16 protein-coding genes are annotated in these 19,915 nt (G+C 27.0%); 14 read left to right on the top strand and 2 right to left on the bottom strand.

From position 1 onward, the window contains the following. The first annotated feature begins 99 nt into the window (after positions 1 to 99). The gene (locus tag AZI32_RS05425) at positions 100 to 2,631 is read left to right on the top strand and encodes a cation-translocating P-type ATPase (RefSeq protein ID WP_061995080.1); all 2,532 of its coding nucleotides are present in this window, start codon (positions 100 to 102) and stop codon (positions 2,629 to 2,631) included. 48 nt (positions 2,632 to 2,679) lie between these two features. On the opposite strand, the gene AZI32_RS05420 is transcribed toward AZI32_RS05425, so the two are convergent. Then, positions 2,680 to 3,108, bottom strand: coding sequence for a hypothetical protein (locus AZI32_RS05420; protein WP_061994880.1), 429 nt, complete (start codon positions 3,106 to 3,108; stop codon positions 2,680 to 2,682). A 268-nt stretch (positions 3,109 to 3,376) separates the two neighbouring features. Between AZI32_RS05420 and AZI32_RS05415 the strand changes: the two genes are divergently transcribed. After that, positions 3,377 to 5,671 carry an AAA family ATPase gene (locus tag AZI32_RS05415; RefSeq protein WP_061994879.1) on the top strand — a complete coding sequence of 765 codons (2,295 nt, stop codon included), beginning with the start codon at positions 3,377 to 3,379 and terminating at the stop codon, positions 5,669 to 5,671. Continuing rightward, positions 5,658 to 5,834 carry a hypothetical protein gene (locus tag AZI32_RS18320; protein WP_157450845.1) on the top strand — a complete coding sequence of 59 codons (177 nt, stop codon included), beginning with the start codon at positions 5,658 to 5,660 and terminating at the stop codon, positions 5,832 to 5,834. The genes AZI32_RS05415 and AZI32_RS18320 overlap by 14 nt, the downstream gene beginning before the upstream one ends. A 55-nt stretch (positions 5,835 to 5,889) precedes the next feature. Here the strand turns inward: AZI32_RS18320 and ychF are convergent, their stop codons facing one another. Beyond that, a complete protein-coding gene (gene ychF, locus AZI32_RS05410) occupies positions 5,890 to 6,987 on the bottom strand; it encodes a redox-regulated ATPase YchF (protein WP_061994878.1) in 1,098 nt (365 codons plus the stop codon). A 562-nt stretch (positions 6,988 to 7,549) separates the two neighbouring features. Between ychF and AZI32_RS05405 the strand changes: the two genes are divergently transcribed. The 11 genes from AZI32_RS05405 to AZI32_RS05355 all read left to right on the top strand — a co-directional run bounded on the left by AZI32_RS05405 (position 7,550) and on the right by AZI32_RS05355 (position 19,913). After that, positions 7,550 to 7,768 carry a hypothetical protein gene (locus tag AZI32_RS05405; RefSeq protein WP_061994877.1) on the top strand — a complete coding sequence of 73 codons (219 nt, stop codon included), beginning with the start codon at positions 7,550 to 7,552 and terminating at the stop codon, positions 7,766 to 7,768. Between the two features lie 702 nt (positions 7,769 to 8,470). Continuing rightward, a complete protein-coding gene (rsmH, locus tag AZI32_RS05400; RefSeq protein WP_061994876.1) occupies positions 8,471 to 9,394 on the top strand; it encodes a 16S rRNA (cytosine(1402)-N(4))-methyltransferase RsmH in 924 nt (307 codons plus the stop codon). A 27-nt stretch (positions 9,395 to 9,421) separates the two neighbouring features. After that, entirely contained in the window at positions 9,422 to 9,913 is a 492-nt protein-coding gene (locus AZI32_RS05395; protein WP_061994875.1) for a septum formation initiator family protein, read from the top strand. Positions 9,914 to 10,297: 384 nt separating this feature from the next. Then, positions 10,298 to 12,487 (top strand): stage V sporulation protein D, encoded by a 2,190-nt coding sequence (locus AZI32_RS05390; RefSeq protein WP_061994874.1) that lies wholly within the window; start codon positions 10,298 to 10,300, stop codon positions 12,485 to 12,487. A gap of 392 nt (positions 12,488 to 12,879) precedes the next feature. Next, on the top strand, positions 12,880 to 14,325 hold the full coding sequence (locus AZI32_RS05385) for a UDP-N-acetylmuramoyl-L-alanyl-D-glutamate--2,6-diaminopimelate ligase (RefSeq protein ID WP_061994873.1): 1,446 nt from the start codon (positions 12,880 to 12,882) through the stop codon (positions 14,323 to 14,325). A gap of 3 nt (positions 14,326 to 14,328) precedes the next feature. Then, the gene (gene murF, locus AZI32_RS05380; RefSeq protein WP_061994872.1) at positions 14,329 to 15,717 is read left to right on the top strand and encodes a UDP-N-acetylmuramoyl-tripeptide--D-alanyl-D-alanine ligase; all 1,389 of its coding nucleotides are present in this window, start codon (positions 14,329 to 14,331) and stop codon (positions 15,715 to 15,717) included. Next, positions 15,718 to 16,671 carry a phospho-N-acetylmuramoyl-pentapeptide-transferase gene (gene mraY, locus AZI32_RS05375; RefSeq protein ID WP_061994871.1) on the top strand — a complete coding sequence of 318 codons (954 nt, stop codon included), beginning with the start codon at positions 15,718 to 15,720 and terminating at the stop codon, positions 16,669 to 16,671. A 23-nt stretch (positions 16,672 to 16,694) separates the two neighbouring features. Then, positions 16,695 to 17,804 carry a stage V sporulation protein E gene (gene spoVE / locus AZI32_RS05370; RefSeq protein ID WP_061994870.1) on the top strand — a complete coding sequence of 370 codons (1,110 nt, stop codon included), beginning with the start codon at positions 16,695 to 16,697 and terminating at the stop codon, positions 17,802 to 17,804. 223 nt (positions 17,805 to 18,027) lie between these two features. Beyond that, entirely contained in the window at positions 18,028 to 18,822 is a 795-nt protein-coding gene (locus AZI32_RS05365; RefSeq protein WP_061994869.1) for an FtsQ-type POTRA domain-containing protein, read from the top strand. Between the two features lie 15 nt (positions 18,823 to 18,837). Then, positions 18,838 to 19,560, top strand: a complete 723-nt coding sequence (locus tag AZI32_RS05360; RefSeq protein WP_061994868.1) for a DUF881 domain-containing protein — start codon at positions 18,838 to 18,840, stop codon at positions 19,558 to 19,560. An 11-nt stretch (positions 19,561 to 19,571) separates the two neighbouring features. After that, the gene (locus tag AZI32_RS05355) at positions 19,572 to 19,913 is read left to right on the top strand and encodes a DUF1290 domain-containing protein (RefSeq protein ID WP_061994867.1); all 342 of its coding nucleotides are present in this window, start codon (positions 19,572 to 19,574) and stop codon (positions 19,911 to 19,913) included. The last annotated feature ends 2 nt before the right edge of the window (positions 19,914 to 19,915 follow it).

The following is a 19,915-nucleotide window of genomic DNA, read 5'->3' as shown; positions in this document are numbered from 1 at the left end:
TCACTATATAGGATAGAATTTTAATTCAAGTCCTATATAAGTCATAACCATAGTTATGCAAAAGAATATAAAGGGGGGATAAAATTGTATGATAAGGAAATGAGAGGACTTACAAAGGATGAAGTAGAAAAAAAGATTAAACAGTTTGGCTTAAATGTTCTTCAAAGTAAAGAGAAAATATCAGCACTAAAAATATTTTTAAGTCAATTTAATGATTTTATAATATGGGTATTAATTGGTGCTACTATAATTTCAGGAATAATGGGAGATTTAGCAGATGCCATAACAATACTTATAATAGTTTTTATGAATGCAATACTTGGATTTGTTCAAGAATTTAAAACTGAAAAATCATTAGAAGCTTTAAAAGAAATGGCAGCACCAACAGCCAAAGTAATAAGAAATGGAAAGGTTGAGATAGTTAATTCTATGTACTTAGTGCCGGGAGACCTCTTAATATTAGAAAGTGGAGATAAGGTACAAGCTGATGCAATTCTTTTAGAGGACAATTCTTTTATGGTAGATGAATCTTTGCTTACTGGAGAATCTGTGGGAGTTTATAAGGATTCAAAGGAAAACAAGTCCAATGCAGTTTATATGGGAACTACTGTATTAACAGGAAAAGGTATAGCGAAGGTATTACTTACAGGGATGAATACAGAAATGGGAAAAATAGCCCATATGCTAAATAGCATAGATACTGAAAAATCTGTATTAAGAGAAAAATTAGATGCTCTTGGTAAAATCTTAGTTGTAATGTGTCTAGTAATTTGCACTATAGTAACTGTTCTAGGAATTGTAAGAGGTCAAGATCCATATACTATGTTTTTATCAGGAGTAACTTTAGCAGTTGCCGCAATACCAGAAGGATTAGCTGCAATAGTTACAGTTGCACTTGCGCTGGGTGTTTCAAGGATGCTTGATAGACAAGCTTTAGTAAGAAAGCTTCCAGCAGTAGAAACATTAGGATGCACTTCAATTATCTGTACAGATAAAACTGGAACTCTTACAGAAAATAAAATGGTTGTAAAAAAATTTTATTTTGATGGTAATATATATGACGAAAGTAAAAATCAAAATGAAATACTAAAAAAAATATTTGTATATTGTAATAACTGTGATTATAATTTTCAAGGTTTAAACATAGATAAATGTCTTTTTGGAGATCCAACAGAAACTGCATTAATAAAAGCATTTTTCAAATCTCCAAAAGAATTACAAAAGTTTATTTCAAAAGTTAGAAGAGAATTCGAAATTCCATTTAATTCCACGAAAAAAATGATGTCTGTAGTTGTAAATGAAGATGGCAAGGAGACATGTTATGTAAAAGGTGCACCGGAAATGTTACTTAATAAATGTACACATATATTAATAAATGGCAATATAGAGCCTTTTACTTATACTTATAAAAAATCAGTTGAAAAGGCTATAGATGATATGTCTTACGATGCTTTAAGATGTATTGCAGGTGCTTATAAAATTGAGAATATAATAAAAAAAGAAAATGATTTAGAATGCAACTTAATTTTTGCAGGTATAGCAGGTATAATAGACCCTCCAAGAAAAGAAGCAAAAGATTCTGTAATTGAATGTAAAATGGCAGGTATAAAACCTATAATGATAACTGGAGATCATAAAAATACAGCTTATGCCATAGGAAAACAATTAGAAATTTGCAATTCATTAGAACAAGTTATAACTGGAGAAGAATTAGATAGGTTTTCTGATAAACAATTAAAAGATAATATAGATAGTTATAGAGTTTTTGCAAGGGTTAATCCAAAACATAAATTAAGGATAGTTAAAACTTTTAAATCAAAAGGTAAAATTGTAGCTATGAGTGGTGATGGTGTAAATGACGCTCCTGCGGTAAAAGAAGCAGATATAGGGGTTGCTATGGGTATATCTGGAACAGATGTAACAAAAGAAGCTGCATCTATGATTTTATTAGATGATAATTATTCTACAATTGTAGCTGCCGTAGAAGAGGGAAGAAAGATATATGACAATATAAGAAAATTTATAAGATATCTTTTATCCTGTAATTTAGGTGAAGTACTTACTATGTTCTTAGCTTCATTATTTTATTTAGAGACTCCGTTACTTCCAATACAAATTCTTTTTGTAAATCTAGTAACGGATGGATTACCAGCTATAGCTTTAGGCGTAGACCCAGGGGACAAAGATATTATGATGCAAAAACCAAGAGAAAAAAATGAGAGTATATTTGCAAGAGGATTAAAAGAAAAAATTATTTTAAGAGGTAGTTTAATAGGTATTTGTACAGTTATGGCATTTATTGCTGGAAAATATTATGGAATGAGCTTAGAAACATGTAGAACTTTAGCACTAGGAACATTAATAATGTCTCAACTTATACATGTTTTTGAATGTAGATCTGAAAGGTATTCTTTATTTGAGATAAATCCTTTTACTAATATGTATTTAATAGGTGCTGTAGGATTATCTTTATTATCTTTAATTGCGATTGTTTATATGCCAATATTTCAAAAAATATTTAAAACAGTATCATTAGACTTAGGACAATGGTTAATAATTCTGTTCTTTTCAGGAACAATAGCCTTTATAAATAGCTTATATATATTTTTGAGTCACAAAAATAAAAAATAAAATTTAAAATTTAATTTAAATAAATAAAAGGAGATTTAAAATCTCCTTTTATTTATATCGTCTATCAGCTTTAACACGCTGTACTTTTTTAGGTATTTCACCATTAGATGGCACAAGTTCACTTTTATTGGTCATATTTACAATATTAATTATAGAAATAAATTCATCTTGCTTTTTCTTTCTTTTTTTCTTTTTATCAGGCTTTAAACCTTGAATAATGACAGAATGACCTTGAGATATGTTCATAAAAGCAGGCTTTTTAAACCATCGTCTCTTTTTGTAATAACAAGTATTAACTCCACTTGAAGCCATTGCTTTAATAACTAAAGTGGCAGTAATTGTATTTATAATACCTAAAAAGCTTTTTTGTTCTACTTTAATAGATAAAATTCTTCCTTGTAATTGAGTTAGTCTATCCCCATATCTATTTAAGTAAGCGCTAGTATAACTTTGAGATAACTTATCTTTAAATCCCATATAAATAACTCCTTTTCAGTAATAATATATAGCTTTATCTAATAATTTAAATAATAATTACGAATAAATTTATTATATATTAAGTCGTACTAATTAACAAGTTTAAATTGAAAACGAAGATTATGCAATAGAATAGTGTTAAATATATATTTTATTATGTGTATTTTTATGAAATTTATAGATTTTATTTTAAAATTGATAAATTTGTTCCAAAAACATCATTGTTAGAATATTAATATAATAAGTGATTACTAACGGGAGGGGAGCCATGAAAAAGAAATTAACTCCAAAAGAGGTTGTGTTTAAATTTGAGGTGAATAAGATTCCCTTCAAAAATAATATGTCTATGATTCCACAATATGAAAAAGCATATAAGAAAATAAAAGCAGCAATTGAAATAGAAAAAGAAGGATATAATGTTTACTTAGTGGATGATTATTCTAAGGATAAAATGGATAATATAATAAATTATGTAAAAGAAATATTTAAAAATTACGATGCTCCAGATGATATATGTTATGTGGTTGAAGATGACATAAAAAAACCTGTACCTATGTTTGTGAGAAATGGACATGGAAATTTATTCAAGAATACTTTGGAGAAACTACAGGATTTAATAGCAAATAAAACCTTTGAATTCTACACAAACTCTATAAGTAAGGAGAAAGAAAATCTTGTAGAGAAAATACAGAAAAAAAGAAGTGAAATGATTTCTGCTCTAGTAACGGTATCTAAGGAAAATGGGTTCGATATAAGATCTAGCGAAGGGGGATTTACATTTATACCTTTAAATGAAGAAAAAGAAATGACAGAAGACGAATATGAAAATTTAGATGAGGAAACTAAAGAAGATATGTTATCAAGAGTAAATAATTTAAAAATAAAAACCAAAGAGATAATAGAGGAACTTAGAGATATGGAAATAAAAGAACTTGAAAAAATAAAAGAAATAATGAGGGAATATCTTTTAAATATAATAGAAAAGGAAGAAAAAAAATATTCTAAGTTGTTAGAATCAGATGTTCAAGTCAAAGAATATTTAAAATTTGTATCAAATAAAATATTAACAGAGTTACTTGAAAATTATACTGTAAATTATGAAGATGATGAAGAAAAAATTAATGAAATAATTTTTAAATATATTGTAAATGTAGTAGTAGATAATTCTAATAATAAAAAGCCACCAGTAATATTTGAAGAGGACCCAAGCTTAAATAATTTAATAGGTAGTATAGAATATGAAAATCATAATGGTATATATATATCAGACCCTTCTTTAATAAAAGCAGGTAGCATAATAAAGGCAAATGGTGGTTGTTTAATAATAAGGCTAAATAATCTTCTTAATAATCCACAATCATATTATTATCTAAAAAAAGTTTTATTGAACGAGAAGGTAGATTTAGATTATAATAAGGGCTATTTAGAATTACTAGCATTAAGTGGACTAAAACCAGAGCCAATAAAAATATCACCAAAGGTTATTTTAGTAGGAGATTATGAATTTTATGATGTGCTTTATAGAAATGATGAAGATTTTAAAAAAATATTTAAAATAAGAGCAGAATATAATCCCATTATAAAAATAAATAAAAATTCTAAAAAAGCACTTATAGGGCAAATAAAAATGTTTTGTAAAAATAATAATACTAGAGAATTGACTGAAGAGGCTATAAAAGAAGTAGCTAAATATTTATGTAGAAAAGCTGAAAGTAAGAATAAGTTATATTTTGAAAATGATGATGTTGGAAGTCTTATATTATTAGCTAATAATTATGCAAAAGAAAATGATAAAGACATAATAGACAAGGAAGATATTTTATCTGTTGCTTATGAAGATGAATTGATAGAATTAGAATTTCTTGAAGGATATAAAGAAAAAAGAAACTTAATACAAGTTAATGGAAGCAAGGTTGGACAAATAAATGGATTATCAGTAGTAGGTACTGGGTATGTAAGTTTTGGTCGGCCATTAAAGATAACTTGTAGCTGTTATAAAGGTGATGGAAACATTATAGACTCCCAAAGAGATGCAAATTTAAGTGGTCAGATACACAATAAGGCTATAAGCATATTAAAAGGTTATATGAATGCGTTAAATGGAGGGTATAAAAAATTACCAGTAGATTTTCATCTAAGTTTTGAACAAGTTTATGGTGTAGTCAATGGAGATAGTGCATCAGTAGCAGAAGTTATTTGTATGTTATCATCTTTAACTAAAATTCCTATAAAGCAGAATATAGCTGTTACTGGTTCTATAAATCAGTTTGGTGATGTTCAACCAATTGGTGGAGTGAATGAAAAAATCGAGGGATTTTTCAAAGTATGTAAAAGCGTAGATGTAGTAGAAAACAAATGTGTATTAATACCAAAGTCTAATAAAGATGACTTAGTCCTTTGTGAAGAAGTAGAAGAAGCAATTAAAGAAGGGATATTTTCCATATATACTATGGAAAATATAGAAGATGCAATAAAAGTATTAATGGACAAAAGAAATTTAAATTTAGAAAGAATAAGAAAAATAATAGATAAGGAGCTCTTAAATTACAATGAAAAAAAATAAAAACCTTGATATTACAGTAAGGTTAAATAATTTTAAAATAAAAACCTATTTAGGGAAAAAACCAAAAATAATAGTTAAGGATTTACAAAGAAATAAGAAGTATAATTTTAATTTATGGAAGATAAAAAATTTAAGTATAGCAAGAAAATTATTAAGTAAATAAAGATAAAAAACACAACAAAAATTAATTTTGTTGTGTTTTTTTATTTAATAAGCCGTTAAACGTTAAATCTAAAATTAACAACGTCTCCATCTTGCATTACATATTCTTTTCCTTCAAGTCTAAAATGACCATTTTCTTTAGCTGAAGCTTCAGAACCACACTCAACTAATTTATCATAAGAAACTACCTCAGCTCTGATAAAACCTCTTTCTATATCGCTATGGATTTTACCAGCAGCAGCAGGTGCTTTAGTTCCATTTTTTATAGTCCAGGCTCTAACTTCTTGAACACCAGCAGTTAAATAACTAATAAGTCCTAATAATTTATAACTAGCTCCTATTAATTTATCAAGACCTGATTCTTTAAGACCATATTCTTCAAGCATTGAAAGTTTTTCTTCTTCATCAAGAGTTGAAAGTTCTTCTTCTAATCTTGCACAAATAACCATAGCTTCAGAATTTTCATTACTAGCATACTCTTTAACTCTTTTTACTAAATCATTTTCAAGATTTCCGTTCATTAAATCATCTTCGCTTATATTACAAGCGTATAAAACTGGTTTAGAAGTTATTAAGAATAATCCTTTTACAAATTCATCCTCGTCTTCTGTAACCTCAAGAGTTCTTACAGGTTTGCTTGCTTCTAAATGTTTTTTTATTCTTTCCATTAATTCATATTCAGATTTTGCTGTTTTATCCCCAGATCTAACTAGTTTTAAAGATTTTTCCATTCTTCTATCTAAAACTTCTAAGTCAGAAAAAATTAATTCTAGACTTATAGTTTCAATATCTCTAATTGGATCAACAGATCCATCAACGTGTACTATGTTTTCATCTTCAAAGCATCTTACAACATGTACTATAGATGCAACCTCTCTTATATGAGATAAAAACTTATTTCCAAGTCCTTCACCTTTACTAGCACCTCTAACAAGACCGGCTATATCATAAAATTCTATTGCAGTATGAATTTTTCTTTTTGTATTATACATTTTCTCAAGTACATCTAGTCTCTTATCTGGAACACTAACAACTCCTACGTTTGGTTCAATAGTACAAAATGGGTAATTAGCAGATTCTGCTCCAGCTTTAGTTATAGCGTTGAAAAGAGTACTCTTTCCTACATTAGGTAATCCTACTATTCCTAGTTTCATATGTAAATTCGTTCCTTTCCATAAAAAATATTCAAATTATAAAAATTTATATTTGCTTTTATTATAGAGTTTAAAAATTATACGGTTTAAACAACTATATGTAAGCTTTTCATTTGTAACAAAGCGACAATGTAGGGTTTCAAGTTGACTTTTAAAATTACTCATTCCAAAACTTGGATACCTAAAATAGTGATATATGCTCCGAATCATTTAGAATTCAACATTGTATCGTGCATAAAAATATTTTAAGGTTATTGAATAAATTTAAATTTGAGCTTGTTTCCCTATAAGAATATTAAAGCTCTAATTTAATAATTAAAACTTTAACTTATATCACTGTATTAATTTTTAAATATAAACTATAAAACTCTTTTAAAATTATACTCTAGAACAAATTTAATTTCAAGAAAACTTGTAATTTCCTTAAGTGTTTTAATGTGGAGTTAATTATAATAAGAAAAAATCAAAATAAAAAGGAGTTTATACATAATAATTAGAAAATAAATATAGGATACAAAGAATATAACTAAAAATACTATTTAAAGATAAGGGGATTATATAAATGAGAAAAATTAAACATTTAGTTTTAGGGGAAATTATTACTTTTTTATTTTTTATTGTGACAGCTAAATTGTTTTGGATGGGAAGTTTTCCTGTACATGAAGAATTTGTGATTTTATGTTTAGTGATTATAGGGGGAATAATAATTATGTGTACATATATTATTTTGGATAAGTTAGAGGAAATAATATCTGATATTAATAAATTAAAAGATAAATAATTATAGGCAAACAACCTTACATTAAAATTTATTCAATAACCTTAAAATATTTTTATGCAGAATGTAGTGTTGAATTCTAAGTATTTAAAACTATAATCTAAATAATAAATAAAAATTTAAATACATATAATAAATAAAAAAATGTAAAATTAAAAAGATATTTACAGAAAAATAAACACTTAATAAAAAGAATACTATATTTCGACAAAAAATATACGAAATATATATATATATAAAGGAAAAAACAAGAAATAAACTAGGATATTTTAAAGGAATTTTAATATAGTGATAGAATATTTTATGATATAAATATTTAATAAAGTTTAAATTTTTAATGCATATGTAGTATTATATTATATAGGGATATTTTAAAAACAAGTATCTAATACTATAGAATACAAAGTTTTAAAATTTGAAACTAATTTATAATCATATATATTAATGAAATAAAACAATTTAAAATTTATTTATATGAAAAATTTGTTTTTATTGATGAATATAAAATTATTATATATACTTTAAATAATTTTATGATCATTAAAGCAAATATTTTAAATGATAAATTTATATCAAAACTAAAAAAATAAATAGGTAAAGAATTAATTTTTAAAAATTTTTATTTATAAATCTTTTATAGTTTTTATTGTATTATTATATTATTATATTAAATAAAAAAGAACTAACATTTAAGGAGATATAGCAATGGATTTTAAACATGTATCAGTGTTACTAGATGAATGTATAGAAGCACTTAATATTAAAGAAGATGGAATATATGTAGACTGTACTTTAGGCGGTGGAGGTCATTCAAGTGAAATATTAAAAAAATTATCTGAAAAAGGTAGACTAATAGGTATTGACCAAGACAAAGATGCTTTAAAGGCAGCAAGTGAAAGATTAAAGGAATACAAAAATACAACATTTGTTCATAATAACTTTTATAATATAAAGGAAATTTTAGAAAATCTTAATATAGAAAAAGTGGATGGTATACTTATGGACTTAGGCGTATCTTCATACCAGTTAGATAATGCTGATAGAGGTTTTAGTTATATGAAAGATGCACCTTTAGATATGAGAATGGACAGAGAAAATTCATTATCTGCATATAATGTAGTTAATGATTATAGTGAAGAGGAACTTGCAGATGTAATAAAAAGTTTTGGAGAAGAAAGATTTGCAAAGAGAATTTCAAATTTTATTGTAAATAGAAGACCTATCGAAACAACATTACAACTTGCAGATATTGTAATGGCTGCAATTCCAGGTAAATTTAAAAAAGATGGAGGGCATCCGGCCAAGAGAACTTTTCAAGCAATAAGAATTGAAGTTAACAAGGAACTTATGATACTTAACAAAGCCATAGAAGATTCTGTGGAAGCTTTAAATAGTGATGGTAGAATTGCTATAATAACTTTCCATTCTTTAGAGGATAGAATAGTTAAAAATAAATTTAAAGAATTAAATGATCCATGTAATTGCCCTAAAGAGTTACCATTTTGTGTGTGCAATAAAAAACCAATAGTAAATTTAGTTAGTAGAAAACCAATTGAGCCATCAAAGGAAGAACAAGAAAATAACTCTAGAAGTAGAAGCTCTAAATTAAGAGTAGCTAGAAAAATTTAGTTCTAAAATTAGTGTGGGGGGAGTAAAATGGTAGTAGAAAAGGACAAAACAATTGTAAATGGAAGCAATGCATTAAAAACAACTGTTGCCGTAGAACGTAAAAAAGTTGAGAAACAAAAAAGAACTGGGGTAAAAGTAGACAAGCAAAAGATTATAAAAAAGAGACTTGGATTTATAAGAAATGTAGCATGCTCATTTGTAGTAGGAGTGTTTATTTTGTCCAGATATTCAGCGATATATAATACACAAATACAAATAAACGATAAAAAAGATGAGATTTCTAAATTAAAAGCTGATAATGAATCAATAAAAGTACAACTTATTAAATTTAATAATTTGAGCTATATAGAAGATGTTGCTGTAAATAAATTAGATATGCAAAAACCAGAAGCATCTAAAGCACTATATATGAATTTGGAAGCTAAAGAAGTCTCAACTAAAAATGATAATGCTAGTAAAGATTTATCCGATTCTTCTACAAAGAAAATTTTTGAAAAACTTAAGAAATTATTATTTTAAGACTTTTTACTATAAAGTTACTTGTTATATTTAGGTGAAAAGAATGTAGATTATATAATAAAAATTTTTAACATAATTTTAAATTGTTAGTTTATAACGTAAGAAATTTCTATATTCAGTTGTAACTTTGATTAATAAGCTAAAAATAAAATTGGTATAGAAAATTTAATGTAATAAATATTTATTACATTAAATTTTTATATTAAGTGTATTAATATTTAAAAGTTATATAAGGGTATCTTATAATTTTTTAATGTAAAATATTAACAAATATTCAATAATATACAAATAAATTTGAAATACACTTAATATCCAGGAGTGCTTTTGGTGAAAAGTTTTAAACTAAAAATGTTTTAGCAAAAGTAATGTTTTGGGGGAATGTGTGTGGCTAAATCAGAGTTAAGAGATAAGATAAAAATAAAAAGAAGAGTAATAGGGTTAATTAGTTTAGCATTTGTAATATTTATTACTTTGATTATTAGGCTTAGTTACATAATGATTGTAAAAGGCGATGATTATAAGAATAGGGCAATAGTTCAGTGGACAAATGATGTAAGAGTAAGTGCTAAGCGTGGAAGAATCTTAGATCGAGATGAAAATGAACTTGCGGTAAGTGCCAATGTATATAGAGTAGATTTAGACCTTAATGCTCTTAGAGATTCTTTGGAAAGTCAAAATTTAACCATGGAAGATATTGCACCAGATGTAGCTGAAATATTAGACATGGAACCTAAGAAAGCTTTAAAAATAATGACGAAAAGGTTACCTAATGGAAAGTTAATGGGAAGTGCTATATTAAAGAGAAGAGTTGAAAAAGAAGCTGTAGATAAAATTAATGCATATCAACAAAAAAAAGATATAATAGGTTTTGTAATAACTCCAGATACAAAACGTTATTATCCTAATAATAATTTTGCATCTCATGTACTAGGGCATACAAATTCAGATGGTGATGGATTAACCGGTGTAGAATTATATTATAATAAGTATTTATCAGGTGTACCTGGAATTAAAATTGATGAGCTAGATACTAAAGATGAGAGCATTTCAAACAGTATATCTAATTATACTAAGCCTGTTGATGGAAAAGATGTAGTGTTAACTGTAGATAAGAATATGCAATCTTTTGCAGATAAGGCTGCTTCGCAAGCTTTAGAAGATAATAGTGCAAAAGCAGTATCAGTTGTAATTATGGATCCTAATAATGGTGAAATATTAGCAATGGCTAATAAGCCAGATTATAATCCTAATTCTCCTTGGCAAGAAGGTCTTAGTAATGATGAAACTCAAAAAATTTGGAGAAATAGGTGCATAAGTGATACATTTGAACCGGGATCTATTTTTAAAGTTGTTACAGCTACAGCAGCTATAGAAACTGGTAATGTTAAAGAAAATGATAGCTTTGTGTGTAGTGGTAGCATGACAGTTGGAGGAAGGAATATACACTGTTGGAAAAGAATAGGACATGGCACTCTAACTTTTCAAGAAATAATAAAAAATTCATGTAACGTTGGTTTTATGACTTTAGCAGAGAGGATGGGAAAAGAAAATCTTTCTCAATATATTGAAAAGTTTGGGTTTGGTAAAAAAACTGGTGTAGATTTACCAGGAGAGGCTTCTGGTATAATAAAACCTGTGGATAAAATTACAACAGTAGACCTTGCAACTATATCATTTGGACAAAGTAATACTTTATCTATAATGCAATATATGCAAGCATTTAATTCTATAGCAAATGGAGGAAAACTTATTACTCCGCATGTTATGAAGGAAATAATCCACTATGAGCCAAGTGGCGAAAAAGTTATTGATAATACCTATGAAACTAAAATTATAGAAGGAAATTTTAAAGAAGAAACTATGAAGCAAATGAGAGAGAATCTGGAAGCAACAATTTCATCTGGTGGAGGTTCTAAATGTTATATAGAAGGATATAAAATAGGAGGAAAGACAGGTACAGCTCAAAAGGTTGTTAATGGTGTATATGGACAGGGAAAATATGTATCTTCATTTGCGGGAATGTTTCCAGCAGATAACCCTAAGGTCACAGTTTTTGTATCAATAGATGAACCAGATCCATCAATGTATTATGCAGGACAAATAGCAGCACCAGTAGGAAAAATGATATTTACAGATATAGCTAATTATTTAGGGGTTAAGCCTGAATATAGTGAAGACTCTGATAAAGGAAAATTAAAGGATGTAAACATACCTGAAATTAGAGGCGTTAAAAAACAAGATGGTGTTAAAATTCTTAAAGATTTAGGATTAAAATATAGAGTTGAAGGTGAAGGAGAATTTATAGTTGATATAAATCCTAAACCAGGTATTTCTGTAAAAGAGGAAACAGAATTATTAGTATATGTAGGCAATGGAGAGGACGATGATGAAAAAGTTTTAGTTCCAGACATTACTGGGTTAACACCTGAAAAGGCTGAGAGTATATTAAAGGAAATAGGATTAGAATTTGAATTCCAAGGTGAGGGACTTGTAATAGAACAAAGTATAGCTAAAAATCAAATAGTTTCTAAAGGAACGGTAATAACAGCACATTTATCAATACTTGATGATTAACCTAGTAATTTTATGAGGCAGGTATAATTTTTTATACAACTTATATAACTGCAGTTTGATTAGATTGGGATAAAGTAATGGAATTTTATTGATAACATTTAAAATATGGTGTATAACTATATATATTGATAAATTTATATGGTAGCATGCATAAGGTATGCTACCTATTCCCTTGTTATAGATAAACAATTAAAGATGTAATAGTTTTTGTATAAGTAAAAATATAGTTTTCAAACCTTATATTAAGACTAATTTACATGATAGTTATGAATGAATTGTTTTAACTAGAAATTAAGTTTATGAAATAGCAATATATTAAAGTTTAAGATGTATATCTATAATTAAGGTAATTAAAATAAAAAGATAAGTAGTTTATATAAAGGAGTGGAAATATGAAGCTATCTAAACTTTTAAATAATATAGAGTATAAAGTTATAAGAGGGAATAGTGATATTAATATAAATGCTATTCAATATGACTCTAGAAAAATACAATATGGAGATGCTTTTTTTTGTATAGAAGGCTTTGTTGTTGATGGACATGATTATATAAAAGCTGCTATAGAAAAGGGAGCAAAAGTTATTATAGTACAAAGAAATGTAGAAATTAGTGAAGATGTTACTGTTATTTTAGTTAAAAATAGCAGAAAAACTCTTGCAATAGCAGCTGGAAATTACTATGATAATCCAAGTGAAAAATTAAATGTTATAGGCATTACAGGAACTAATGGTAAAACTACATCAACTTTTATGATTAAATCTATACTAGAAAAGTGTGGTTATAAAGTAGGATTAATAGGAACAATTGCAAATTACATAGGAAATGAAAAATTGAAAAGTGAAAGAACAACACCAGAATGCTTAGAATTACAAGAGTTGTTTAAAAACATGGTAGATAATGGGGTTACTCATTGCGTTATGGAAGTGTCTTCTCACTCATTAGATCTTTATAGAGTATATGGAGTTAAATTTAAAGAAAGTATTTTTACAAATTTAACACAAGATCACCTAGACTTCCATAAAACTTTTGAAAATTACTTTAATGCAAAATTAAAATTATTTTTAGCAAGTGAAGTGTCAGTAATTAATATAGATGACAGTTATGGAAAACAAATTAAAAATATAGCACATAATGAAATTATAACTTATTCTATTGATGAAGAGTCAGATTTAAAGGCATATGATTTAAATCTTCATTCAAGAGGTATAGAATTCAAAATAAATTATAAAAACAAAGCTGAAGTTATTAATCTTAGTATACCAGGAAAATATAATGTTTATAATGCATTAGGATGTATAGTTGCGGCTTTAAATGAAGGAGCAACTATAGAAAGCATAAAAGAAGGACTAAAATCTATAACAGTGCCTGGAAGATGTGAAATAGTAACGTTAAATCATAATTTAGGTTATGATGTTATAATAGATTATGCACACACTCCTGATGGATTAGAAAAAATTCTAAAATCTGTTAAGGAATTTACTACAGGAAGACTTATATCTGTATTTGGGTGTGGAGGAGATAGAGATAGCGTAAAACGACCAATAATGGGGGAGATAGGCGCAATATTAAGTGATATAGCAATAATAACTTCAGATAATCCAAGAACAGAAGATCCTTTTAAAATAATTGAGGATATAAAAAAAGGTATAAAAAGTGATAATTATATTGTTATAGAAAATAGAAGAGAAGCTATAAAAGAAGCTATGAAAATGGCAAAGAAAAATGATATTATAGTTATAGCAGGAAAAGGTCATGAGGATTATCAAGTACTAAAGAATAAAACAATTCATTTTGACGAAAGAGAAGTAATAGAAGACATTATAAAGGAGCTGTATTAGGTCATGGAATATTTATCAATTAATGAAATTGTTAATGCACTTAATGGTAAATTAATTTTAAATGGAAATATAGAAAATTTTAAATCTGTATCTATAGATAGTAGAAAAGTAAGAAAAGGTGATATATTCTTTGCTTTAAAGGGAGAAAATTTTGATGGACATAATTATTTAAAACAGTGTTCTGAAAATGGAGCTGGAATATTAATTGTTCATGATGAGAATTTTAAAAAAATAGATATAAAAGAATATACATCGGTGATTCTAGTAGAAGATACAAGAAAAGCATTAAGGGATTTAGCAGAATACTATAGAAAAAAAATAAATATAAAAGTTGTTGGAATAACTGGGTCTACAGGTAAAACTTCTACAAAAGATTTAGTTGCAGCCGCTTTATCAGAAAAATATAAGGTTTTTAAAACTAAAGGAAATTTTAATAATGAAGTTGGACTACCTCTTATGGTATTTGACATAGATAATTCTTATGATATGGCTGTTTTAGAGCTTGGTATGAGCAATTTAAATGAAATTCATAGATTAACAAAGATAGCAAGACCAGATATTGCAGTTATAACAAATGTGGGAATTTCTCATATCGAAAATTTAAAAACTAGAGAAAATATCTTAAAAGCAAAAATGGAGATAGTAGACTTTTTTGAAAAAGGTAATGTTTTAATTGTAAATGGTGATAATGATTTATTATCAATAGTAACTTCTAATGATTTTATTGTTGAAAAAATTGGTATAGAAAGTGATTATAATTTTAAAGCTTGTGACATAATTATAGGTGAAGAAAATATAAAATTTAATGTGTTAGAAAATAATTCTTTAATTGATGAGAAATTTAAAATTAATGTATTAGGAAAACACAATGTATTAAACTCATTGCTTGCAATTGCTGTAGCAAGAAAGTTTGATGTAAAATACAGTGATATAAACAAAGGGTTTGAAAATTTAGAAGCTACATCTATGAGACTAGATATCGAAAAATGCAATAAATTCACAATAGTTAATGATGCTTATAATGCTAGTCCAGATTCAATGGAAGCTGCAATAGATGTACTTAAAAATTTAAATGGAAAAAGAAAAATAGCAGTTTTAGGATCTATGAAAGAGTTAGGTGATGAATCATATAAAGCCCATATGGATGTTGCTAAATATGCAAAAAATAATAGCGTAGATATGTTACTAGTAATAAGTGAGTATTCAAATGCTTTTGAAGAAGGATTTGGGGATAATAATTTTAATATATTTACTTCTAAGGAAGAGGCTATAAACTTTTTGAAAAACAATATTCAAGATGAAGATGTATTACTTGTAAAAGCATCTAGATCAATGAAATTTGAGATTATTGTAGATGCAATGAAAGAGTTTGATGCTAAGGGGGTGATATAAATGAGTAAAGTTATATATTCAGTTTTAATAGCTTTAATAGTTACTTTAATTTTATCACCAGTTATGATTCCTTTACTTACCAAATTTAAATTTGGTCAAAGTATTAGAGAAGAAGGTCCCAAAAGCCATTTAAAGAAGGCTGGTACACCTACAATGGGCGGTATAATATTTATTTTAGCTACAGTTATAACTATGGTTATAATATTAAGAGATGTTAAACCAGAGGCGATGATTGCTCTTATTTCATTAGTTGGTTTTGGTATTATAGGTGTTATTGATGATTCTTTAAAGATAATACACAAGCATAATGAAGGATTAAAATCTTATCAAAAGATGATATTATTAGTTGCTTTAGCTATTTTCTTAGGATATTATTCATCACAAAGAATGGGTACAGATATAATAATTCCATTTATAAATAGAACTATAGAGTTAGGACCTTTCTTTATTCCATTTATAGTATTTTATTTTGCAGCAACAACAAATGCCGTTAACTTAACTGACGGACTAGATGGACTTGCAAGTTCTGTTTCATTATTAGTAATGACATTTTTTGCATTGGTTAGTTTTGGTATGGGATATTATAATTTAGCAATTTTCTGCGGAGTTGTAGCAGGGGCGTTATTAGGATTTTTAAGATATAACTCTTATCCAGCACAAATTTTTATGGGGGATACTGGTTCTCTAGCGTTAGGTGGCGCAATAGCTGCAGTAGCTATGGTGCTAAAATTAGAAATTTTGATTTTGATAGTTGGAGGAATTTATGTTTTAGAAGTTTTATCCGTTATAATACAGGTAATATCCTTTAAACTAACAGGGAAAAGAGTATTTAAGATGAGTCCAATACATCATCACTTTGAATTATCAGGATGGCATGAAAGTAAAATAGTTGCTGTATTTTCCATAATTACAGTAGTTCTTTGTTTAATAGGTTTCTTATCAATTACACCTTAAAATAGTATTGGGGGAAATGAAATATGAAGAAAACCAAAAAAAAACTAGGGGAGATTGATTTTATACTTTTTGCTATAATTTTGACTTTAGTATGTTTTGGCGTGCTTATGGTTTATAGTGCTAGTTCATATTCTGCAGCATTTAAAAATAATAATGCAGAATTTTATCTTTGGAAGCAATTAATGTGGGCTTCTTTAGGGGTTATAAGTATGATAGTTACTATGAACGTAGATTATCATAAATATAAAAGATATACAGGTAAATTAATGATAATAACAATAGTATTATTATTATTAGTATTTGTTTTTCCACCGGTTAATGGTGCTAGAAGATGGATAAGTCTTGGACCACTAGGTTTTCAGCCATCTGAAATAGCAAAATATGTTGTTGTACTATTTATAGCAATGTTCATAGATAGAAAAGGTGAAAAAATAAAAAGTTTTAAAGAAGGTATATTCCCTTGTTTAGCTGTAGCAGGTGTTTATGCAGGTTTGATATTAGCAGAAAAGAACCTAAGTATTACAGCTATAACAATGATGGTAGCACTTGTTATGCTACTAATATCAGGTGTTGAAATAAAAAAATTCGCAAAAATATTTTTGCCTATTATAGCTCTAGGAGTAATATTTATAGTATTTGAAGATTATAGACTAAGAAGAGTAATAGGTTTTATGGATCCATGGAAAGATGCTCAAGGAGATGGATACCAACTTATACAATCTTTACTTGCACTAGGGTCTGGTGGGCTTACAGGAGTTGGTATAGGACAGTCAAGACAAAAATGTTTCTATATACCAGAACCACATACAGATTTTATATTTGCCATTGTAGGAGAAGAGTTAGGGTTTATAGGATGTGCATTTGTAGTAATTCTTTTTATACTATTTTTATGGAGAGGATTAATTGCAATTTTAAAATCTAAAGATATTTATGGCACAATGCTTGCAACAGGAATAGTTGCTATAATAACATTACAGGCTATTATAAATATAGCAGTTGTTACAGTTTCAATGCCTACAACAGGGGTCCCCCTTCCCTTTATAAGTTATGGGGGTTCATCCTTAGTTATAAATATGACAGCAATGGGGATATTATTAAATATTACAAGGCAAAATAATTATAAAAGCTTATAAAATAATATGATTTAAAAATAAAATTGACATGGTTTGTGTCAATTTTATTTGTTTTTATTGAACTTTTAATAATGCTATTAAATTGATTTTTATAATGAATTTAATTTAAAATAGTGTTATCATATAAGTGGTGTTCTATGAATATTTAAAAAAATGTATAAATGGTATATAATTAACTATAAATCAATAAAATGTAAATTTATGAAAAATAGGTGAAGAAGATATGCTGACTGTAAAAAATAAAAAAAAATCTATTTTAGAGAATAAGGAAGAACTATTAAAGAAAAAGAAAAAAATTAAAAGAATTAAAAGAACCGCAACTTTTTTAATAATTCTTATTAGTATCCTTATAACTTTATGTTTAAAGTTACCTTATTTTAATATAGCTTCAATAGAGGTTGAAGGAAATCAAAATTTAAGGACTGAATATATAATAGAAGCCTCTAAAATTGCCGTTGGTAGAAACATATTTTTAACCAAAAAAAATGAAGCAATATCAAATATAAAAAATAATCCATATGCCACAAATGTTAAAATAAAAACTAAATTCCCTAATAAAATAAATATTGTAGTTACTGAAAGACAAGCAAGCTTTTATATTAAATCAAAAGAGGAGTTTTTTATTATTGATAAAGATGGTATAGTTTTAGAAAAAGTAAAAAAAATAGAGAATAACAATCTAATTTATATAAATGATTTAGAGTTTAAAAATGTAGAATTAGGTGGTAAAATAGAACTTAAAAATCCAGAACGAATATCAACAATAAATAATTTATGTAATACAATTTATGAATATAATAAAAATGAGAAGAGAAAAATAAATACTATAGGATTAAATAATTTTGTAGATATAAAATTATATTGCGATGGTGACTTGTATATAAATATTGGAACAGAAGAAAATCTAAATGAAAAACTTACTAAAGCTATCAATATATTAAAAAATGAACAGTTGCAGGGAATAAAAGGGTATGTAGATGTAAGTTTTGATGGTAATCCAGTTATATATAGAAATTAATAGGAGGGCTTAAAATTGAAGAAGGTAACTAACCAACTTATAGTAGGTAGCATATTTTTAGTTTTAGGTTTTTTAGTAACAGTACAAATAAAAACTTTAAACAAACAGATTGCTGGAAAAGATGATACAACCAATAACAGTGAAATCTTAGTAGAAAATGAGCATTTAAAGAAAGAAAAAGAAGATCTTCAAAAAAAGATAGATGAATTGACATTAAAATCTAAAGAATTTGAAAGTGCAGCAGCTGGTAGGACAGAGGAAAGTACTTTATTGTTAGATGAGTTGCAACAAAGCAGGTTACAAAGTGGAAATGTAGATGTTAAAGGTCCAGGTATAACAATATATATAACCCCTAAAAGTAATTTGTTTAATAACAGTATAGAAGTTACTCCCATTAGCGATTTGGATTTGTTATCAATTGTGAATGAGTTAAATGCTGCAGATGCAGAAGCTATTTCTATAAACGATATAAGACTTACAAGTAGAAGTGGAATAAGAAGTGCAGGCAGTAATACTATTGTTATAAATAATGAAAGAATCTCACCTACAGCCAGGGTGGTAATAAAAGCAATAGGAAATAAAAAGCTTTTAGAAGGTGCTATTAATTTTCCAGGTAATATCCCATCAAAACTTCAAAAGACCTGTGATGTGACTTATGAAATGAAAGATGATATTTTGGTTAAAAAAACTAATGAAACTCAACAGTTTCAATATGTAAAACAAGTTGACAATGAATAAGGGGTGATTAAATGATAATATTTATAGGTTTGGTTTTAGGAATAATACTTGGTGTTGTTTTTAATATAAATATTCCAGTGAAATTCTCACCTTACATATCAGTGGCTATATTTGCTTGTATAGATTCGGTTTTTGGAGCAATAAGAGCTATGGTTAATAAAAATTTTAGAGCTGATGTGTTTATATCAGGGTTCTTTGGAAATGCATTGCTAGCAGCAGCAATGGTGTATTTAGGAGAAAAATTAGGTATACCAGTGTATTTAGCTGCAATAATAGTATTTGCAGGAAGAATATTTAACAACTTCGCTATAGTAAGAAGGTTGTTTTTAGACAAAACTAAGTTCCATAATTGAGG

This window comes from Clostridium sp. ATCC 25772 (genome assembly GCF_001573875.1).
Taxonomy (GTDB): domain Bacteria; phylum Bacillota; class Clostridia; order Clostridiales; family Clostridiaceae; genus Clostridium_J; species Clostridium_J senegalense.
This window is presented reverse-complemented; position numbering and strand designations above follow the sequence as displayed.